The sequence below is a fragment of the Bacillus horti genome, assembly GCF_030813115.1.
GTDB classification, from domain to species: Bacteria; Bacillota; Bacilli; order Caldalkalibacillales; family JCM-10596; genus Bacillus_CH; species Bacillus_CH horti.
The window spans coordinates 15,954-35,444 of the sequence record NZ_JAUSTY010000024.1 but is presented as its reverse complement, the minus strand read 5'-3'; the positions used below and the strand labels follow the sequence as shown (position 1 = coordinate 35,444).

The 19,491-nt window shown below is 38.7% G+C and carries 21 protein-coding genes; 2 read left to right on the top strand and 19 right to left on the bottom strand.

The genetic code is table 11. From position 1 onward, the window contains the following. Positions 1-465: 465 nt before the first annotated feature. Entirely contained in the window at positions 466-975 is a 510-nt protein-coding gene (locus tag J2S11_RS19990) for a hypothetical protein (protein WP_307397636.1), read from the top strand. 99 nt (positions 976-1,074) lie between these two features. On the opposite strand, the gene J2S11_RS19985 is transcribed toward J2S11_RS19990, so the two are convergent. Then, positions 1,075-2,049, bottom strand: coding sequence for an aromatic acid exporter family protein (locus tag J2S11_RS19985; RefSeq protein WP_307397634.1), 975 nt, complete (start codon positions 2,047-2,049; stop codon positions 1,075-1,077). 161 nt (positions 2,050-2,210) lie between these two features. Between J2S11_RS19985 and J2S11_RS19980 the strand changes: the two genes are divergently transcribed. After that, positions 2,211-2,390, top strand: a complete 180-nt coding sequence (locus J2S11_RS19980) for a hypothetical protein (RefSeq protein ID WP_307397632.1) — start codon at positions 2,211-2,213, stop codon at positions 2,388-2,390. Between the two features lie 137 nt (positions 2,391-2,527). On the opposite strand, the gene J2S11_RS19975 is transcribed toward J2S11_RS19980, so the two are convergent. From J2S11_RS19975 to J2S11_RS19890, 18 genes are all read right to left on the bottom strand, one after another. Then, a complete protein-coding gene (locus J2S11_RS19975; RefSeq protein WP_307397630.1) occupies positions 2,528-2,905 on the bottom strand; it encodes an adaptor protein MecA in 378 nt (125 codons plus the stop codon). A 252-nt stretch (positions 2,906-3,157) separates the two neighbouring features. Next, entirely contained in the window at positions 3,158-4,546 is a 1,389-nt protein-coding gene (locus J2S11_RS19970) for a putative glycoside hydrolase (RefSeq protein ID WP_307397628.1), read from the bottom strand. Between the two features lie 75 nt (positions 4,547-4,621). Further along, positions 4,622-5,134, bottom strand: a complete 513-nt coding sequence (locus J2S11_RS19965; protein ID WP_307397626.1) for a MogA/MoaB family molybdenum cofactor biosynthesis protein — start codon at positions 5,132-5,134, stop codon at positions 4,622-4,624. Between the two features lie 17 nt (positions 5,135-5,151). Then, positions 5,152-5,979, bottom strand: coding sequence for an EcsC family protein (locus J2S11_RS19960; RefSeq protein WP_307397625.1), 828 nt, complete (start codon positions 5,977-5,979; stop codon positions 5,152-5,154). Positions 5,980-6,168: 189 nt separating this feature from the next. Then, on the bottom strand, positions 6,169-6,741 hold the full coding sequence (locus J2S11_RS19955) for a phosphate propanoyltransferase (protein WP_307397623.1): 573 nt from the start codon (positions 6,739-6,741) through the stop codon (positions 6,169-6,171). Between the two features lie 23 nt (positions 6,742-6,764). Continuing rightward, positions 6,765-7,964, bottom strand: coding sequence for an acetate kinase (locus J2S11_RS19950; protein ID WP_307397621.1), 1,200 nt, complete (start codon positions 7,962-7,964; stop codon positions 6,765-6,767). 5 nt (positions 7,965-7,969) lie between these two features. Then, a complete protein-coding gene (locus J2S11_RS19945) occupies positions 7,970-8,986 on the bottom strand; it encodes a class I SAM-dependent methyltransferase (protein WP_307397618.1) in 1,017 nt (338 codons plus the stop codon). A gap of 216 nt (positions 8,987-9,202) precedes the next feature. Next, on the bottom strand, positions 9,203-9,661 hold the full coding sequence (gene ytfJ / locus J2S11_RS19940) for a GerW family sporulation protein (protein ID WP_307397617.1): 459 nt from the start codon (positions 9,659-9,661) through the stop codon (positions 9,203-9,205). After that, positions 9,634-10,302: a DUF2953 domain-containing protein gene (locus tag J2S11_RS19935; RefSeq protein WP_307397615.1), complete on the bottom strand. Its 669-nt coding sequence runs from the start codon at positions 10,300-10,302 to the stop codon at positions 9,634-9,636. Before J2S11_RS19935 ends, ytfJ begins: the two co-directional genes overlap by 28 nt. 102 nt (positions 10,303-10,404) lie before the next feature. Next, positions 10,405-12,003 (bottom strand): amidohydrolase, encoded by a 1,599-nt coding sequence (locus J2S11_RS19930; protein WP_307397613.1) that lies wholly within the window; start codon positions 12,001-12,003, stop codon positions 10,405-10,407. A gap of 110 nt (positions 12,004-12,113) precedes the next feature. Next, positions 12,114-12,320: an alpha/beta-type small acid-soluble spore protein gene (locus tag J2S11_RS19925; protein ID WP_307397611.1), complete on the bottom strand. Its 207-nt coding sequence runs from the start codon at positions 12,318-12,320 to the stop codon at positions 12,114-12,116. 82 nt (positions 12,321-12,402) lie between these two features. Further along, positions 12,403-13,518 carry an aminopeptidase P family protein gene (locus J2S11_RS19920; protein WP_307397609.1) on the bottom strand — a complete coding sequence of 372 codons (1,116 nt, stop codon included), beginning with the start codon at positions 13,516-13,518 and terminating at the stop codon, positions 12,403-12,405. A gap of 87 nt (positions 13,519-13,605) precedes the next feature. After that, the gene (locus tag J2S11_RS19915) at positions 13,606-14,712 is read right to left on the bottom strand and encodes an MGDG synthase family glycosyltransferase (RefSeq protein WP_307397607.1); all 1,107 of its coding nucleotides are present in this window, start codon (positions 14,710-14,712) and stop codon (positions 13,606-13,608) included. Then, on the bottom strand, positions 14,709-15,296 hold the full coding sequence (locus tag J2S11_RS19910) for a YkoP family protein (protein WP_307397605.1): 588 nt from the start codon (positions 15,294-15,296) through the stop codon (positions 14,709-14,711). Before J2S11_RS19910 ends, J2S11_RS19915 begins: the two co-directional genes overlap by 4 nt. A gap of 257 nt (positions 15,297-15,553) precedes the next feature. Continuing rightward, entirely contained in the window at positions 15,554-16,822 is a 1,269-nt protein-coding gene (thiI, locus tag J2S11_RS19905) for a tRNA uracil 4-sulfurtransferase ThiI (RefSeq protein ID WP_307397603.1), read from the bottom strand. A 2-nt stretch (positions 16,823-16,824) separates the two neighbouring features. Continuing rightward, entirely contained in the window at positions 16,825-17,982 is a 1,158-nt protein-coding gene (locus tag J2S11_RS19900) for a cysteine desulfurase family protein (RefSeq protein WP_307397601.1), read from the bottom strand. 331 nt (positions 17,983-18,313) lie between these two features. Then, the gene (locus tag J2S11_RS19895; protein ID WP_307397599.1) at positions 18,314-18,868 is read right to left on the bottom strand and encodes a hypothetical protein; all 555 of its coding nucleotides are present in this window, start codon (positions 18,866-18,868) and stop codon (positions 18,314-18,316) included. A gap of 352 nt (positions 18,869-19,220) precedes the next feature. Then, on the bottom strand, positions 19,221-19,436 hold the full coding sequence (locus J2S11_RS19890) for a DUF1540 domain-containing protein (RefSeq protein WP_307397597.1): 216 nt from the start codon (positions 19,434-19,436) through the stop codon (positions 19,221-19,223). Positions 19,437-19,491: the final 55 nt, after the last annotated feature.

Here is a 19,491-nt window from a genome sequence, read left to right as displayed (position 1 = left end):
CTCTTATCTCTTATCTCTTATCTCTTATCTCTTATCTCTTTAAGTTATTATACAGTATTGATACCTTTTTTAAAGAAAGAAAATATCTTTTAATTTATGGAACACGAATGTTCTAAAAAAACAACTACATTTACAAAAGAACCATATCTTTTGAGAAGTAATAAATGGAATAACATTAGAATATTCCAATCCTAGTATTTTCCAAATAAGAACCGTCGACGTTCCAAAATTAAGACTCACAAATTTTAGTGTATAATCTTCCTATAGACGATTATTTTGATTCAAGGAGAGTAAAATTTAATTATTTTAGTAGTGGAAAAAGAATGAATCAACTTGCATCTCAAGTAAACTTACAAATCATTTAGACCAGTTAGTTCATCTTACTTGGAAGAGGAAGTGTTTCAAAAGATCCATGATCAGCTTCATGACGTATAAAATAGATTATTAATGAAAGGAGTTTCCGAAGTGAAGAAAAAATTACTTACTATCCTACTTATCTTTAGTTTACTTGGTAATGCCTACTTCTTGGCAAAAATATATACTGACAGTCAACGAAATGATGTAATGAGCTCTAATATGTTTCAACAATATTTTCATCATTTACTATATTTCAAAAATAGTCTAGATTCCTATATCAATAACACTACTGCAATAAGCGAACTAGATGCTCAACATAAATCCTTACAAAATATTGGCCTTCAATATGCATATTTTAGTGGAAAGAGTAAGGAAAGCTTTGTACAGGAAATCCTTAAACTTACCGATCTACTTGAACAAATTATCATTCCAGGACATAAGTGGGATAAATCAGATCTTCGGCTTGTTCATAACGAACTGCATGATCTTGTTATGGAAAATAATACAATTGTGCGCGATTATATCCAAAATAATGGTCAATTTAGTACGTATCTCAATGAAGTACTTCAGTTATTAACCGAAACTAACCAGAACATCCATGACATTCTTGAATTCTAATAAAACAACATAGAGTACGCTCTCTTAGCCCTATTCTAATGGATTGGAGAAGCGCACTTCTATGTTAATCGGTTCTAACCTAGTACAGTCATTTCTATATTAACCCACCTTAAATTGATTCTTTATTTTTAAATAACGTTCAATCTGATTGAGTAAATAAAACAGATGTGCTCTTGTTTCAAATTCCTTTCTAGTTTCAGGTAGACTCATCTCTCCAATTTCCTCACGTAGCACCGCTAGCCTCTCCAAATAAATGCTAGCTGTATTCCCTCGGTGTACTCCAGCACTAAGCTCTTCTAAAAAGTCAGATAGCTTCAAGCCCTGCTCAAGCGTTTGATCTAAATTTGAGAGAATAGGCATTAAGTCCATTAAAATTTCAAATTGCTTCTCCCTCATCTTCAAATAATGATAGTCCTTATCCTCATTGCGTAGAAAATGATTTTCAATCTTCTTGAACGCCAAGGACTGTGCTTCCTTTAACAAATCAGACGTTTCCGTAATCTCTTTACCATCCCATAGATGATTCCCGTCCCTAAGAAAAAAAGCAAATTCCTCTAAAATTTTCTTGAAATTTGTTTCTATTCTCTTTTGATACTGCTTTAATTGTTTATCTACGCTTGGTATATATACATTCATCAGTAAGGCTACGCCTATTCCTATAGTGATTAAAGCTAATTCATTGAGGACAATATAGCCATCAACAGTCTGATAGGTGTATAAGTGGAAAATAATGACTGTGCTCGTTACTATCCCGTCCTTTAATTGGAGCAGGACACAGAGAGGAATAAATAGCAGCAATAAGAGTCCCACAGATAAAGGAGTATAACCGATCCCTTCAAAGAAAATAATAGATAGCACGATTCCTATAAGACACGCCGCAAACCTTGATAAGGAGCTACGCACAGAGCTACGTTTTGTGGCTTGAATACACAGGATCGTTATAATACCCGCCGAAACGTAAAATTCAAGCTGAAAATACTGAGCTAAGCTGATAGCAAGGGCAACACCTACAGCTGTTTTAATCGTACGAAAACCAATTCGGAAAGGGTTACCCCTATGACTTAGCTTTAACATGGCTATCCTCCTCTAAGAAGCATCTTTACAAAAGTATAAAAGAGCTTAAATAGAAAAGCAAAAAAATGTACCCATATTGACCTATTTTGAGATATTCTTAGCCTTTTCAAGCTAGGTAAACTAGGATAGAATAGATATATAGTATAGAAGGAGTGAGCAGCATGGAATTTGTCGTTGACTTTGTTCTAATAGGTTTACTAATTATTGCCTTCACTGCTTTTTCGGGAATCATTAGTACGACAATAGCGTCTTGGTTTGGTGGGAAAAAGAAGGATGACGCTTATGATTTTACTGTTCGTACAAAAGATAATTGGAAGCCTGTTGAAAGAAAACGTAGCTAGACAGCTACTACATAAACCTGCAAGATAAAAGATCCCGTCTCCTTATATCAAGGATGACGGGATCTTATTATGCGACTCAAAGTAAATAATTTGTTTTTTTACAGTACACAAACCATTTAAATTAAGTTTTTTCAATATTAGACAAGCTGTTTAAAAAAGTGCTTGATCGTTGCCAAGGCGTTATCTGAAATAATCATCTTGCCATATTCCTCTAAGCGATGAACCGAAATTGGTGTTCTTTCACCGTACTCTAAAACCAAGCTTTCAACCCAATCCCTATTCCGAATGAAGCGATGCTCAGGATAATAAACCACTAGGTAGTAAAGCTTATTAAATTGAACCATCTTACTGTTGAAAAAAGGCTGTGGTAGTCGATGAGATAGTTGAATGACATTTTCAATATCCTTAAATTTATAAACCGATGAATGATATACCGTTTTGTGCTGTGACAGTTTATGCTCTGGAGTAAAAGAACGATTTTCCAGTTGCGAAGAATACATGTCATGATTCATCATGCAATTTCCCCCCTTAGCAAGGTTTTTTATATAGTAACGTATGAATCTTACGGACAATGTGCCACTTAATCAACTCTTCAAATATTTAATATCGCTTATGCTACCTGTATACCCCAAAATCCACCAGCTCAATCAAGGAAACAAAAAATAATCCTAAAAATCCACTAACTCACTAGAAGAGATAAGGGATTTTTAGGATGCATGCATACTTATTTATTCAATTTATGACTTATTGTTTATTTCATTTCTCTGTCATTCGGAGCTAGAAAACCTGCGCTCATCTACTTTAGCCCTACGTTCCGTACCTTGCTCAACAAAGTCTGCCGGAACAGGACCAATAGGTAGATAATTCACATCGGGCGTGTAATTATTATTGGCATTCCACAATAGAAATTCCCAGATTCCTGCTTCATTCAGTGCTTTAATTTGGGCCTCTACCTCATCCACGCCATACTTGACGTAATTACCCTTTCCTAGCCATGAAGCTGTAAAGTCTTGAAGCCAAGGTCTTGATACTGGAGGATTGTCTAGCTCATCTAGCTTGCTATTTTCAACCTTAGCATACTCCTCCACTAAACGATAAGGCTCTAAATCTGGCTTAGCAATACCAAAGTATGAGGTCCAATGACTCGGATAGATCATGGAGGAAATGACATCCACATGGCTGCTTATTTTCAAGAAGTTTTGTCCAATTCCCGGAGCCTCTGGCAGCGTTGCCGCATATCCAAAAATATCAACAGATACATCAACAGGATAGCCAGCAAGCTCCTGCTTGGCATAAGCCACGAAATCAGTTACAGCATTTACTCTAGGCTGTACGTAATCCTCACCAATCGTCTCACCGTCTTCATCTAGGATGGGAATAGGTGAATATTCTCCCATGCTGTACGTAAGCTGCTGATCTCTTTTTTCAAAGCCTTCTGGAAATCTCACATAATCAAACTGAATCTCTTTGAAGCCTAGCTCTGCGGCTAGTTTAGCAAACTCAATATTATAGTCCCAAACCTCTTTCAAAAACGGATTAATAAAGGATTCTTGACGATTGTTCTTCCACACTGAGTTATTTTCTAAAAATGACCACTCAGGCTTTTCGTTCGCAATCACACTATCTTTAAAGACAACGATCCTTGCAATAGGATAGATATTATGTACTTCTAGCGTTTCAAGTACTTCTTTAATATCTCTAATGTATCTTTGACTAACACCGTACAATTCAGAGTCCTCTTCCGGTCTAAACGTTAAGTATCCATGATCATCTTTAATATCAATAACCATCGCATTTAAGTCCGTGCTATTAATCAAATCTATCAATCTTGTAAATCTTTCTCCGCCAGCCGAATGTCCCGTCACATAGATTCCTCGAACCGCATCCGGATAATCAAACTCGTAGGGACTAACAAATCCCTCTGGCTCCTCTTCTATAACTTCTTCCTCTACCTCCTCGTCCGCTTCTCCTACATTTCGACCATTTTCTTCTTCCGAACCTTCCTGCTCCTGAGTACCTTCCTCAGCTTCCTGTTCAGACAAAATCTGCTCATCCTTGATCCCCTGATCAGCATCAATCGTTCCACCCGCACATCCGCTTAACAATAAGAAGGCGCCTAGAAAAACACTGATCGCTGTATACCTAGTTCTCTTCATTCCAGCTGCTCCTCTTGTTCGTTTTTCTCTTACTCTTCAATTATAAGGGGTATGACCACTGGAATGAAAGGGGTTTTATTTATCTTTTTCAAGTTCTCGCACAACATGCCCTAACTCTGGCAAAATAATTCTGTTCATGGCTAAGCGAACAGCTCCAGATGATCCTGGAGTAGAAAAAACAGCCTTTCCTTGAACCGTACCAGCAATCGCTCTACTCAAGATGGCTGCCGATCCGATATCCTCCACATAGCTTAAATAGCGGAAAATCTCCCCATACCCAGGCATTTCTTTCTCTAATAGCTTCTGTAGCGTTTCAACCGTTGTATCTCTTTTGGCTATTCCTGTCCCACCGTTAAGTAAAATGACCTGCACCTCTTCATCCTCTAGTCCTGTATAGACAGCTTGACGTATAAGTGTTGGCTCATCAGGTACAATTTCGTATTGCGAAACAACATGCCCTTTCTCAGATAAAAGCTCCTTCATCAGCTTTCCGCTTTTATCCGTCTCTTCCGTTCGTGTGTCAGAGACAGTAATGACCATACACTTCACCTGTGATGGGGCTTCTTTTTTATGTTTAGAAACACTCATAGCTTCTTATCTCTCCTTTATTTAATCGGCCCAGTTTGGGCTTCTTCCTTACTAGCCTGAAAACGATATTGATAAAATCGAGAAGCAACCTGACCAATATGTGTAGTAAATTGATAATTTGCTCCTGCAGCTAGTACAGCTCCTACAATGGAATACTTCTGTTTAGTAGCCTTCTTTAAGCCGTACAATCCAATAGATTTTATCCATTGCTTCGCTAAGGTCTGTAACCACTCACGCTGAATAATGGTTCCCTGATCCTCTTGATAGAAAGGAAAATCCTCATCTAGTTGATCATAAAGCTCTGCTATAAGCCAGCTCCATGCCTCCTCCTCGTACATCTTTGGTAAAGAGGCTGCATGAAGAACCTTCAAAGCAAGGGCTTGCTCTGGTGGATATCGGAGGGAATACCCGTATGTACTTGCTATGGATTGGACCATTTTTAGATTAATTGTTAATAGTGCAGGAAAATCAAGCAATAAACCCAATGGATGGCCTAGACCGGCAATTCCTCCTTCCGCTAAAGCATATTTGCTAAAACGGCTTCTAATCTTACTCTCCATAAACTCCAATTGCTGTATGGATAATTTCTGCATATCCTCGATGGCTTCAATCTGCTCATGAAATAACCTAGCTTCAACCATAATTTTATGCTCAGTCTCTATTACTGCGGCCTTTTGCTGACAGAAATTGGCCAAAGCAAACATCACCTGATCGATAGCTTCAACTGCTATTTTTTGATATTCCGATGGGAGTAAGTCCATCCACTCTGAAAACTTCTTATCCAGTTCTTCGAGTCGTTTGCTCATATTCCCCTGCCCAATAAATTCTACAATTTGATTCTTCATTAGCACTCACGACCTCCTAATTTCAATGAATAGCCTTGACTGTTTAGTATGATCTATTTTCTTGCATTATATCATACCTCAGCTAGCCCTTAATAAGGATCAAACTAAAAAAGCCCCCATTCTGTTTCACTTCAAATCCATAGGCTTGAAGTAACGAAAAGAGACTTTTTAACTATTAGTGCTTATTCATTATTTGATCAATTCAATGAATTCTCCTGTCTTTAGCCCAGCTGCGTTACCCTCATCTGTATCCAAATGGCAATCTAAAGCATACTGTTCATGGACACGGCAAAGCACATTCTCAAAAACGACAGATCTTTCTCCCTGCGTGCGGATACTTACTTTGTCACCATCAGCAACTCCAAAGCTTTTGGCATCAGAAGGATGGAAATGAATGTGTCTGGCTGCAATAATAACGCCTTCCTCTAGCTCTACTTCTCCTTTTGGACCGACAACCTTAAGTCCTGGTGATCCAGCTGTATCACCTGAATCACGTACAGGTGGAGCCACCCCTAGCTTAAAGGAATCTGTCTTAGAAATTTCAATTTGAGTTTTCGGCCTGATAGGTCCTAGAATACGAACATTCCCTATTTCTCCTTTAGCTCCCACTATAGTCACCGTTTCCTGTGCAGCATATTGCCCTGGCTGCGATAACGGCTTAAGCTCCTGTAGCTCATAGCCCTCTCCAAATAAAGAAGCTAGATGAGCAGAGGATAGATGAATATGACGATTAGATATCCCCACTGGAATTTTATTGTTCATAATATAATCACTCCCTCATATTTTTAATGATTAGCAAGAACTCTGATAGCATCTCGAGCAATCATTACTTCTTCATTTGTCGGGATTACAATAACTTTAACTGGTGAATGTGGATAGTTAACAAAGGCTTCTTTACCTCTTACCTTATTTAAAGCAGGATCCCAATATACACCCATGAACTCTAAGCCTTTTAACACTTTTTCTCGAATCACTGAGCTGTTTTCTCCAACCCCAGCTGTAAAGATAATGGCATCTACTCCGTACATTCTGGCTGTATAGCTTCCTAAATACTTATGAATACGAGATGCAAAAATTTCTAAAGCTGTTTCAGCACGACCTATTTTTTCTTGAGCGGCATCCTCAATATCTCTTAAATCACTTGAAATTCCTGAGACACCTAGCATTCCACTTTTACGATTCAAAATATCAAAAACAACTTCATTCGCCGTTTTACCCGTCTTATCCATAATAAAAGGAATTAAGGCAGGGTCGATGTTTCCTGAACGAGTTCCCATAGCCACCCCAGCAAGAGGTGTGAAGCCCATAGACGTATCAATGGACTTCCCTCCTTCAACGGCTGCTATACTTACTCCATTTCCGATATGACAGCTGATTAAACGAAGCTGTTCAATTGGACGCTGTAAAAGCTCTGCCGCACGCTGTGTGACATATTTATGTGAGCTTCCATGGAACCCGTATTTTCTAATTCCGTACTTTTCATAGTATTCATATGGCAAGCTGTATAGGTAAGATGACTCAGGCATTGTTTGATGAAAGGCTGTATCGAAAACGGCCACTGCTGGCGTATTAGGTAACAGCTTCTGACATTCAAAAATTCCAGTTAGATTAGCAGGATTGTGCAGAGGAGCTAGATCAGTACAGGCTTCAATATCAGCAATCACTTTATCGGTAATGACCACTGCATCATGAAACTTTTCTCCACCATGCACAACACGATGTCCTACAGCTTGAATTTCGCTATAGCTTTCAATAATTTTTAGTTCAAGAAGCTTTTTCCCTAAAAGCTGTATAGCCTCTTCGTGATTGGAAAAATTCTTATCTTCTTTGAGCTTCTCCGTTTCATTAAATTGAATACTATAATGTCCTTGATCTAAACCAATCCGTTCAAACACACCTTTGGCCAAAACGTTCTCTTCAGGCATTTGGAGAACTTGAAATTTTACTGAAGAGCTCCCACAATTCATGACTAAGATTTTACTCATTTACTTCATCCACCTTTTTCTTTTTGTATCCACTCATTAATCTGTTGAAGCTTGTCAATGATTCTGTTCTGATTGGAGAAGGGTGGTAATTGAGCTAATAACGTTTGGTCGGGCCTCTTTACCTGTTCACCTTTTTTCTGTAGGATAAAAATGCTTTTTTGAATACTTCCTTTTTGAAATAAATCACTCGGTAATTGAAGCAAAGCTTGAATATGAGCCTGATTCGTAATGTACGCTCTTAGCTTGTCTGCTCCCGGTTCCGAAAAAAGTGTATTAGGAATAACAAAAAACATATATCCTCCAGCTTTAACGTGACGGATGGCCTGTTCGATAAATAGGTGATGAGTGTAAACCTCATCTTCTTTATATAACTCGTATGTTTGAGCAACTTTGTCGTTTGGGTAGATTCCTATGGGTAAGTCACACACAATCATGTCGCATTGATCTGTAAATAATGGCTTTAATCCGTCTTGATGAAAAAGCTCCGTTTCATGCTGCTGTAGGTTAGTATTCACATAAGCAAGCCTAACCATTGTAGGGTCAACCTCTGCTCCTATGCCTATTGTCGGAATCCCAAGAGCATTACATACTCCCGTTAATAAATTGGCTGCTCCAACAGCTGGATCACAAATAACTAAAGGCTTATCTTGTTCTGATGATGATCCCCTTGCAGCTGACAAAAATTTCTGTGCTAAGTAGCCTACAAACATCACAACAGAGTCAGCGGTTACTCCGGCACCAGGCAATGTATACATTTCCTTCATTCCCTTAAGTACGGCTAACTGAAACCCTCTGCGCATTTCTTCCTTCGAATAAGCTTCTTCATTGAAGCTATCATATATCTCTTGAAGCTTTGCAGCCTGCTCCGCATTCATGTCTATAAGCATTTCCTGCTGAAACAGCTGTTCAGCACTGTCAATTAGGGCATCTAAATAAGATTTATCAAACTGCTTCGACATATAGCTGCTTGATTGATCTAGCATGCTATAGATTAGTTCAATGCTTTGATTCATCTGATTCATATGGTCCCATCTCCCTCTCCAATAAGGATCTTTTCGAACTGAATTATACCAATCAATGTTTGGTATTGCAAAGTAAAAACGCACAAAGAATACGCTTACCTAAATCTTTCTACAAATCGTCTTGATTTAGACAAAATTAATTCATGTATGTACAACGCGAAACATAAAATGTTTTAAAAAAAATAAATGTGTTGAGTAAACACCCAACACATTTATTTAGATACCTAGATCATCATCGTGGGATTTACGCCCAAGCGGCTCGTTCCCTCTTTTGTCTTTCTTTAGCATTCCTTGAATCTTTTCGAACAAATGGGGAGCAGAATCTAATACTCGTTCATATAAGTGAGTTTGACCATCAATATGCACCATTTTGATTCCGGTTGAGTTAACGATTAGAAAGGCAACGGGTGTAATGGATACCCCTCCTCCACTACCTCCACCGAAAGGAAGATCTTGGTTTGAAGATCCGTTTTGGTTAAGTGTAGAAGATGAATCCCCTTCAATTACGAACTCTGAACCCCCTGCTGCAAAGCCAAAGCCAACTTTTGAAACGGGTAGGATGACACTACCGTCCGGTGTTTCAACTGGATCGCCAACGATCGTATTCACGTCGACCATTTCTTTAAGGTTTTCCATAGCTGTTTTCATTAAGCCCTGAATTGGGTGCTCTGCCATTTCACATCACGCCTTTTTCTAGAATGTAATGCAATTCGAATTCCTGCTAAAATAGCATGCCCTATCCTTAGGCGAAACATACATACGAAATTGGAGTCCATCTTTTTTTGTTGAAAAGATGAAATGACTTGTACATTAGGAAGACATTGCAGCGTTGTATACGATGCGAAAAAACCAACAAAGCTTGCTTTTATTCCCCATGCTAACCCACTTAACATCCCAGTTTCAGCTGCATCACCAGTACCAATTGTTGATTTCCACTCTAGTTGCTTAAGGCGCACGTTTTTTAGTAAATGCTTGACAATGATATGTAGACCATACACCTTTTGAATAAAATCATGTAGCTTTTGAAAAGAAGTCACAACGTCTGATAAAGTAATGGAGATTTTTTTTTCGTCTAGTTTCTTTGTTGGACTTTCTGCTTTAACATCATATTCCACTCCAGGTTTATCCTCAGAAAGCTTAATGATGGGAATCTCAGTATCGTATTCAATAAGACGAAACCATGCTCTGATGCGAACATGAAAATAATTGTCCTTCCCTTTACGTTTGGACTGAATGAAGATCTCCAGTGTTGTCCAATAAAATATAAAGCACAAGATGGCAAAGGCTAGAAGTAAAGAAACCAATACAAGCATCATGATGATCACCTCTAGCCCAAGTATCGACTAGTCTTTTATAAAACATTCACTCGAATGAAATAAAAACGCTTCATTGCTTGCTTTAGAATGCATTATTAGGCTTTAGGCTTCATAGACTACCTTTCCATGCACAACTGTTTTTATCACCTTTGTTTTTAACCATTGTGTGCTTGGAAGAGTAAACAAGTCTTGATCTAATATAGTAAAGTCAGCAAGCTTCCCAGGCGTAATGGTTCCCTTTAAATGAAGCTTCTGCTCAGCCTTAGCGCTCCCTGTAGTGAAGAGATGTAGTGCCTCTAGAGGCGTTAGCTTTTGTTCAGGGATATACCCCTCGTGAAACGATTCCTCTGGTTTTGTACGAGTAACGGCTGCGTGTAATCCAAGTAACGGATCAATTGGTTCAATTGGAGCATCAGATCCACCCGCACAAATCAACCCTGATTCTAAAAGTGTCTTCCAAGCGTAGCTCCAAGGTAAACGCTCCTCACCTAGTCTTTCCATAACCCACGGGAAATCTCCAACTACGAATCGGGGCTGAATGTCAACAATAAGAGCAAGCCTCTGCATTCTTTCAATAAGCTGAGGATTGAGAACCTGAGCATGGATAATGCGATCCAGTTGCCCTGAAAGTACAGGGTGCTTTTCAATGGCTTGGAGGGTCATATCCAAAGCCTTATCACCTATTGTATGAACAGCAATTGGTAGATGAGCTGTTCTTGCTTTTTGCACTAATTGTTCAAGCTCTTGTTGTGTATGGATGGCTACCCCATGCTTGCTTGGGTCATCCGAATAAGGCTGGCTAAGTAAAGCACTTCTTCCTCCCATTGCTCCGTCAGCAAATATTTTCATTGCTCCAATATCAAAGAAAGCTGTCCCATCCCCATACTTCTTTCCAGCTTGAAGCATTTCATCAATATGCTCAAAATAAACAAGCTGATTCACTCGAAAAAGCTGTTGATCCTGATGTAATACTTCATCATATAGCTTAACAGTTTGTAGGAATCCTCCTGAATATCGCACATCCTCTGAGTGACAGCCTACTAACCCTGTTCTCCAGCAATCCGAAATAGCTGCTTCCAAAGAAGCCTTTAATTCTTCATACATTTCCGCAGGAATATGCTGTTGAATCATTGGTCCCGCATTCTCCAAAAGTAGACCAGTCAGATGACCTGCTGCATCTCTCTCAAGCTTTCCTCCTACTGGATCAGGCGAGTGCTGATCAAGGCCTGCTGCAGCTAGAGCCATACTATTAACTAAAAACGCGTGTCCGCATATTCGAGTCAGAAAAATAGGATGCCTAGAGGTCATCTCATCTAATTCAGTTTTACTGAATATTTTCCTGTCAGCAAAATTATTTTCATTCCAGCCCCTACCGATAATCCATTCTCCTTCAGCAGTCATGGCGATCTTTTCCTCAAGCATTCGTTTCATTTCTAAAGCGTCTGTACAGCTGGAAAAATCGACTGATCGAAGCTTCATCCCATGGGCAATCAAATGCATATGGGAATCAACAAGACCAGGAATCATCATTCCTCCTTGGACATCTATTAAATCAGTTTCAAAACCAGCATACTTTGCTTTCAGCTGTTCTCCATCTCCGACCTCTAGAATTTGGCCGTTTTTCGTATACACTCCCGTTGCTCGTTCCTTCTGCTGATCCAGCGTATACACATTCGCATTAAAAAATATCTGTTCTGACATAGCTCTGACCTCTTCCCCTTTTTCTTCATTATTTCATGAGCAGAACAGATGTCAAGTAGAATGTACATAAAAAGAAACCAGCCCTAAGGCTGGTTCCTTCTATCCATTCATTATTGTTTTGAATAACCACCAAGTTGACCTTCAGCCATTTGAACTAGACGCTTAGTGATCTCTCCTCCAACAGAACCGTTAGAACGAGAAGTTGCATCTGGTCCAAGTTGAACACCAAATTCTTGAGCGATCTCATATTTCATTTGGTCTAAAGCTTGTTGTACTCCAGGTACTAATAATTGATTAGAAGAATTGTTGTTTGCCATGTTGTTCACCTCCTCCGGTACTACTATCATGTGGATTTTCGGTGAAAACCATGCATCAAATTTTTGGGCAATTCATGGAAACCTAAAGTAAAACGTCCTTGCTTTCTTTCGGGAAGGATGTAAGCGCAACTGCCCCCTCACTAGTCATATAAACGGCATCTTCTATGCGAACTCCGCCAAACTCAGGAACGTATATCCCTGGCTCAATGGTGAAAACCATTCCTTCCTGAATCTTATCTGTATTCCCTTTGCTGATAGAAGGATACTCATGAACATCTGTACCTAAGCCATGTCCTAAGCGATGAACAAAATACTCCCCAAAATCAGCTTCAGAAATGATTGTTCGTGCAATGGAATCTAGCTCCTCAAATGTCATGCCTACTTTAGCTTGTGCAATAGCAGCCTTCTCCGCTCTTAATACTGTTTCATAGATATTCAATGCTTCCTCTTGCCATGGTCCAATATGGAAGGTTCTAGTCATATCAGACGTATAGCCCGCCAGTGCAATACCAAAATCAATGAGCATAAAGCCTTGGGTTAATTTTTCGGCACCAGCCTTACCATGTGGTAAAGCAGATTTGTATCCCCCTAAAACTGAGGTTCCGAAGGACATCTGCTCTGCTCCATGCTTCTTCGCTTGAAATTCAATTTCTGCTACTACATCACTTTCCGTCATTCCTAACTTGAATTGCTGTAAAGCCTGCTTAAGAACACTATCTGTTTTGTTCGCAGCTTCCTGTAATAATTCAATCTCAGCACTTGTCTTGATCGCCTTAATAGCATTTACAAACGATGCTAAGCTTTTACAGCTAGCTTCTGGTCTGGCCTCCTGTAGCCATAGAACCCGATCAAAGGTTAAAAAATTGTCCTCAAACCAATAATTATCAATTTGTAATTTTTGAAGCCACTCATGGACCTTTGCCTTTGGATCCTGCTCGTCGGAGTAGGAAATCAGTGAGACATGCTCGTCCACCTTGCTACTAGCCGCTTGAGCGTCTAGCTTAGGAAGGATTAAGGTCCACCCTTGCTCTTTATGCCAAAATAACCCCATAAATCGCTCATGTGGATTCGTATAAAATCCAGTAAAATAATAAACATGCTTAGGATGGGTAATTAGGAGTACATCGTTCGTTAATTCTGTGTCAAATGCTTTCATGTGCTGTATTAGCTTATCTCTGTTTGATTGATTAACATTCATGTGAGCACCTCCATGACAAAGATATTCGACATGGGACTGAGTTTTCCTTTCATAATAGAGGAGAAACTGATTATTGAAGTATGAGAATTAAGGGCTGGATAGAGAAATGGTTTCGATAATGCGCAAAGCAGCATGTTCAGTGTGCTGCTCCTTCAGCCATTTTTTCCAATTTTCCCATTGCTCTTTCTGACCATACATTTGGCTGATAACATCTGGAATTTGTTCTAAATCATTCACACAGAGGGCTAACTCAAGCTCCTGAAGAAAGCGATAATTTGTCTCTTCGTGACCAGGAATCGGGTTAATTAGAAGCATAGGTGTGCCACAAGCGATGGCTTCAGCTGCTGTTAATCCTCCGGGCTTGGTGATGACTATATCAGCCTGAGAAAGCAAAATCTCCATGTTTTTAACATATTCGAATACATGTAAATGTGGATAGTAAATTTGATTTAGTCTCTTGTATAGCCTTCGATTATTACCGGTAACTACTGTAATTCTCAATGGCTGTCTTAATAATAATGGGTGAAATAAATGAATGATTCTTTCAATAGGTCCATGTCCAGTAGCTCCTCCAAGAATCAGAAGGTGAAATTTCTTCTTATCCTTCATAAGAATTACATTTTCATGGATAGAAGCAATTGGTCTATCAAATTCTGGACGAAGCGGGATACCAAAATCGAAAATTTGGTTTGAATTTACCTGATATTCCTTCACCAATGTGTTTTTTACTTTTTGATGAGCTACGAAATAATAATCAATATTTTCTTGAATGAATGACGGATGAAAGCCATAATCAGTAAAGACAACAATCAGCTTAAAGAAGAGCTTCCCTTTTTTCTTAATTTCATTCAAAGCAGGTACACAGGCTACGTGTGTACAAACAATATAATCTGGCTGCTCCTCCTCCATTAATTTGTTCAGTTTAAGGGCAAATACATACTTCTGAAAAAAAGAGCTCTTTTTATTCTTCCCATACATCCATTTCCAAAGCCAGGGACAATAATGAATCATAAAAAAGTATAGGGGCACAACACAGGCTTCAATTAACTTATGCACACTAGACATACCCGAGAATATTTTAGTTGTAAATTGATTAGAGAACTTTTCTTTTATAACCGCTTCAATTGCTTTTGCCGCCTGATAATGTCCTTCTCCTACCTTTTCTTCAGTAAAAATGATCAGCTTTTTTTTCATTTAAGATCACCTTCAAGTATAAAATCTCCTTCAAGCATATACCGTTCCGTTAGCTCATCTAGAGACATGATCATATGTTTGGATTTTAATCTTTTTCCGTGTCGCTTTAAAAACAATGTACCGTCAGGATGAACAAGCAAACAGATGACTTTATATAAATAGTGCTTTATAGAAAAATAAAAACTTTTTTCTACGTCATACGTGCGAAACCCAAAGCGTTCTGCCCCGCGATTTAATAAAGAAGTACCTATAATACCTTTGATTTGATCTTTTTCCGGAAGCTGCTGAGTGAACACACTTAGACCAAATAAAGAATGTTCTATATTTCTTTTTAAGTAGATAGCTAAAGAACGATTCGGATTTTGATGGAGCTCCTTTGCCAGACGGTAATTGTACAGATGTAGCTTCAATATCTGATCTCCCTTAGTAATCCACTTTCCTGTTTGGGTTTGCAGGTCTGGTCCTTTATAGGTTTTCCTAACAATTCGAAAAAGGTTGTCGGCCTTGCTGACATATTCCATCCGGTTTAATTGAAAATAAATCCAATCCCAAATTCCCCAAAAGGTTAGGATAATTGCTTTCATTGGTATCCTCCACATATGTTTTTACTTATTATTTGATTCTTTGCTTGAAATTATAAGGAAAGGTTCTATCGTAGCCCTCTCGAAGAAATAGTCTAATCCTTCATTAGAGGAAGCTATCCTTGCTGTCAGAAAGCATATGTGAAAAAAACATGATATCAAATCCCACGAAGATTGCCTATTTCACCATTAGATTATAAAAAGACCATCTCAAACCAAAATTTGGATTGAGATGGTCTTTTTTTTAGAAAACCATTTGATTAGAATAATTCATCTATGTCTTTTTTCTCTACCTGATTGGTCTGCGCATGCTGTTTTGTCTGCTTATTCATGATTTTTTCTTCCTTCTCAGACATAATCATGACCTCTGTGTTAGCAACGGCGTCTGCAATCAATTGCTCGACATTTAGTTTATTCTCTAGATAGGTTGATTGTTTTATAGTTGGTCTTGTCTTTGGTGATTTTGGCTGAAAAATCGTACAGCAATCCTCATAAGGAAGGATAGACAATTCATACGTATCAATATCTTGGGCAATTTTTATAATCTCTAATTTATCCATTGTGACCAGTGGTCTTATTATCGGATAGTTAGTCACTTCATTAATGGTTCTCATGCTATGCATCGTTTGGCTAGCGACCTGACCTACATTTTCCCCACTAGCTAATCCCAACGCTTTCTGCTGCTCGGCTAGTTGCTCAGTAATTCGTAGCATAAACCTTCTCATGATGGTAATGCTGTAATCATCCGGGATATGCTGCTTAATTTGTGTCTGTATTTCTGTAAACGGAACAATATGGAGCTTGATATGACCTACAAAATAAGCTAGCTTTTTGGTCAAATCCACGACTTTTTGCTTCGCTCTTTCACTTGTAAAGGGGTAGCTATGAAAATGCACAGCTTCTATTCTAATCCCTCTCTTCATGCACAAATATCCAGCTACTGGACTGTCAATTCCACCGGAAAGCATTAGCATAGCTTTACCACTTGTACCTACGGGTAGCCCTCCAGCTCCCTCAATTTTTTCACACATAATATAAGCTGCGTCCTCGCGTATTTCAATAAATACTTCTACCTCTGGTTGATGAACATTAACCTTGATATCTTCTGTATGGATGAGAAGATGTGCTCCAACAAGATGATTCATTTCGCTCGAATTATGAGGGAAAAATTTATTCGGACGTCGTACATTCACCTTAAATGTATTCGGCTTTTGTGGTAGAGACTGGAGCATTTCTAACGCTACTCTCCGTATATCCTCAAGCTCAAGCTCGGCTTTTCTTGCAGGACTGAAGGATTTAATACCAAAAACCGTTTTTAACCTTTGTTGGACTTTTTCATAATCAGCATCATTTTCTAAATACACATACATTCTGCCAAACGTACGCTTGATTTTAATTTTAAAATCCTTAAGCTGATTTTTAATGTTATCCTGTAGCTGACTTTCAAATTTGTTTCTGTTTTTACCCTTTAAAGCAAGCTCTCCAAAACGGATTAAAATAAATTCGATTTTACTGTTGTTTGTAATCATCTTTACACCTTCAATATTTTATGATAGTATGGAATAATTTCTTTAATTTTCTGGTTAAAATAGGTCACTTCTTCAAGTGTGTTGTCTTTAGAAAAGCTAATACGCAAAGCATACTTAGTTACTTCTTCCTTGAGCCCTGTAGCTAAAAGAATTCGACTTGGTAAATCTGATTTTGATGAGCAGGCTGACTTTGTAGAGACATATATCCCTTGCTCTTCTAATGTATGGACGAGCACCTCTGGTTTAATTCCCAAGAAGGCTACATTAATAATATGTGGAGCAAAACACTCATTAATTTGTGTCAGACTAACAACTCCCTCTAATTCCTGCAAGCCTTTCAAGCATTCTTGTTTTAAAAAAGATAGGTGTTTGACCACTTCCCCTTCTTCCTCCAAAGCAAGCCTTAATGCTTTAGCAAATGCCACGGCTCCAGCCACGTTTTCCGTTCCTGCTCGCTTGTTGCTTTGCTGTGATCCACCGTGGAAAAGAGAATAGAACTGCTTTATCCTTTCATTCACATAAAGAAGTCCGATTCCCTTTGGAGCGTGAAGCTTATGACCGGACAAAGTAAGGAGATCTATGCTTGCTCTTTTTATTGAAAGAGGTACTTTTCCGATTCCCTGCACCTGATCCACGTGGAAGAAAATAGAAGGATACTCCTTTAGAATATCTCCTATCTGCTGAATTGGCTGGATACTACCCAATTCATTATTAACATGCATGATGCTGACTAAAATGGTATCCTGACGAATCGATTTCTCCAGTTCGTCAACACTGACAACCCCATATTGATCAACAGGTAAATACGTGACTTCAAAACCAAAGGTTGCCTCTAGATCCTTACAAGCATCATAAACAGACGGATGTTCAACTTGTGTTGTAATAATATGTTTGCCTCTATGTTTGTATCCTAGCGCAATGCCCTTAAGAGCTAAATTATTGCTTTCAGTGCCGCCTGACGTAAATATAAGCTCAGACCCTTTGACTCCTAATTGCTCTGCACATACAGCCCGTGATTTCTCCATAAGCTTTTCTGCTTCAACACCTAAATGATGTAAGGAGGAAGGATTGCCATAGAATTGTTCCTGTACATGAAAAAAAGAGGAAAGAACCTCCCTAGACGGTTTGGTTGTAGCACTATTGTCAAAATATACGTTCATCCTTCTACTCCTTTAGGTGTCGTGTTTGCAAGTAATGAATTCGTTACTCATCTTACCATATAATTTTTTACACTAAAAGAGCTAAAGATTCATGTCATAAGAAAAGCTTCTATCGAAGCCCTCTCGAAGAAGTCGTCTAGTCCATCATTAGAGGAAGCTTTTACATGCAGCCAGAATTTATAAAACTTGAAGAAATCATTGTATCAAATTTTATAAATTCTTAGACTGTAAGAAAAACTTGGCTTGTCGCCAAGTCATGACGAAAGTCTTAGTTTTTCTTAGTATAAAAAAGTACTACCTTAAAACAATCTAAGGTAGCACTCTTTTTACTCTATCTCACAAATGGTGAGATGAACAAGCTCATAATGATGGAAAATACACCTATGGCTATCGCCCAGCCTCCTAAGGTTCTAGCTCCATTTCTTAAAGCAAAGAAGCCTGTAACAGCTCCTACCGTACCGGCAAGTATGGGTAAAATGAAGAGGGAAACGATTGAAACAACTAACGCTGTCCAGCCTAGCGCCGTATTTCCAGCTTCTTTTTCCTCCATATACTCAATGTTTCTAACCTGCTCCTCATTCACCAATTCATCTGAGTCATTTTCATCCACTGACGAACGATTTAAAGGTGGAGCAATTTCAGCAGCTGATTCCTCATTATAATCCTCGGGAGAGAAATACGTTTTTCCGGTTAAAAAATCATTTTCGTAGTATCCTGATTCATCAGAATCTCTGTCTACCTCAGCAGCGTATGGAGAATCATCTAAGCTCGTCTCTCTTTTCTCATCAAACTCTGAAGAGCTATAATCCCCTTCGGAAGAAGTAAACCCATCATTATCCTGTGCAACCTGGTCATGAGGCAAATCCGTCCTTTTTCTGTCATCCATTTGTTGTCCCTCACTTCCTCTATCTAAATTTTTGTTGCTTCCTTAGTATGACCTCGTGTACGAAAATTCACCTTTGAAAGATATGCCATAACTTCATTTGGACTTTTAGTTTGTATGCCACTATTTTTTACACTTTAGCCTTCCATTACCTCATGAAATCCTTGTTATTTTCTAATTACCCCATATCCCCAGTGATTTACACATTACATTTTGAAGAATGTGTGTCAAAGTGCATGCTTTCCCATATAACGAACGTCTTTTCAGATATAATCAGTGTCGCTAAAGCATATGAAAAAGACACCTACTCCTCTATGTTGGAGTAGGCGTCTTCTGTTCTGCTTTCCGAAAGAGCTTAGCTTCTAGGCTTAAACGTATGACAGCAAGTGTTAGCAACAGAATTTGCTTCTATTTCATAATCATCTTCCCCGATAATCTTACCAGCTTCAACTTCATAATCCTCATTGGCATGCTGATCAATATGAATAAGAATTGAATCTGCTCCACACTTATTACCTTCATCCCAATACGTGCAATTGGACACGGTACAATTTACAGCCGGTCTTTCCATTTGACTTCCCCCCTTGATTCCTTATTCTTCTCGGCTAAGGGGGAAGCTAATCGGT

Bases quoted from the DNA above. Each gene is read 5' to 3' on its own strand.
- J2S11_RS19985 (WP_307397634.1), bottom strand. From the start codon at position 2,049: ATGTTAAAGCTAAGTCATAGGGGTAACCCTTTCCGAATTGGTTTTCGT.
- J2S11_RS19980 (WP_307397632.1), top strand. From the start codon at position 2,211: ATGGAATTTGTCGTTGACTTTGTTCTAATAGGTTTACTAATTATTGCC.
- J2S11_RS19975 (WP_307397630.1), bottom strand. From the start codon at position 2,905: ATGATGAATCATGACATGTATTCTTCGCAACTGGAAAATCGTTCTTTT.
- J2S11_RS19970 (WP_307397628.1), bottom strand. From the start codon at position 4,546: ATGAAGAGAACTAGGTATACAGCGATCAGTGTTTTTCTAGGCGCCTTC.
- J2S11_RS19965 (WP_307397626.1), bottom strand. From the start codon at position 5,134: ATGAGTGTTTCTAAACATAAAAAAGAAGCCCCATCACAGGTGAAGTGT.
- J2S11_RS19960 (WP_307397625.1), bottom strand. From the start codon at position 5,979: ATGAAGAATCAAATTGTAGAATTTATTGGGCAGGGGAATATGAGCAAA.
- J2S11_RS19955 (WP_307397623.1), bottom strand. From the start codon at position 6,741: ATGAACAATAAAATTCCAGTGGGGATATCTAATCGTCATATTCATCTA.
- J2S11_RS19950 (WP_307397621.1), bottom strand. From the start codon at position 7,964: ATGAGTAAAATCTTAGTCATGAATTGTGGGAGCTCTTCAGTAAAATTT.
- J2S11_RS19945 (WP_307397618.1), bottom strand. From the start codon at position 8,986: ATGAATCAGATGAATCAAAGCATTGAACTAATCTATAGCATGCTAGAT.
- ytfJ (WP_307397617.1), bottom strand. From the start codon at position 9,661: ATGGCAGAGCACCCAATTCAGGGCTTAATGAAAACAGCTATGGAAAAC.
- J2S11_RS19935 (WP_307397615.1), bottom strand. From the start codon at position 10,302: ATGATGCTTGTATTGGTTTCTTTACTTCTAGCCTTTGCCATCTTGTGC.
- J2S11_RS19930 (WP_307397613.1), bottom strand. From the start codon at position 12,003: ATGTCAGAACAGATATTTTTTAATGCGAATGTGTATACGCTGGATCAG.
- J2S11_RS19925 (WP_307397611.1), bottom strand. From the start codon at position 12,320: ATGGCAAACAACAATTCTTCTAATCAATTATTAGTACCTGGAGTACAA.
- J2S11_RS19920 (WP_307397609.1), bottom strand. From the start codon at position 13,518: ATGAATGTTAATCAATCAAACAGAGATAAGCTAATACAGCACATGAAA.
- J2S11_RS19915 (WP_307397607.1), bottom strand. From the start codon at position 14,712: ATGAAAAAAAAGCTGATCATTTTTACTGAAGAAAAGGTAGGAGAAGGA.
- J2S11_RS19910 (WP_307397605.1), bottom strand. From the start codon at position 15,296: ATGAAAGCAATTATCCTAACCTTTTGGGGAATTTGGGATTGGATTTAT.
- thiI (WP_307397603.1), bottom strand. From the start codon at position 16,822: ATGATTACAAACAACAGTAAAATCGAATTTATTTTAATCCGTTTTGGA.
- J2S11_RS19900 (WP_307397601.1), bottom strand. From the start codon at position 17,982: ATGAACGTATATTTTGACAATAGTGCTACAACCAAACCGTCTAGGGAG.
- J2S11_RS19895 (WP_307397599.1), bottom strand. From the start codon at position 18,868: ATGGATGACAGAAAAAGGACGGATTTGCCTCATGACCAGGTTGCACAG.
- J2S11_RS19890 (WP_307397597.1), bottom strand. From the start codon at position 19,436: ATGGAAAGACCGGCTGTAAATTGTACCGTGTCCAATTGCACGTATTGG.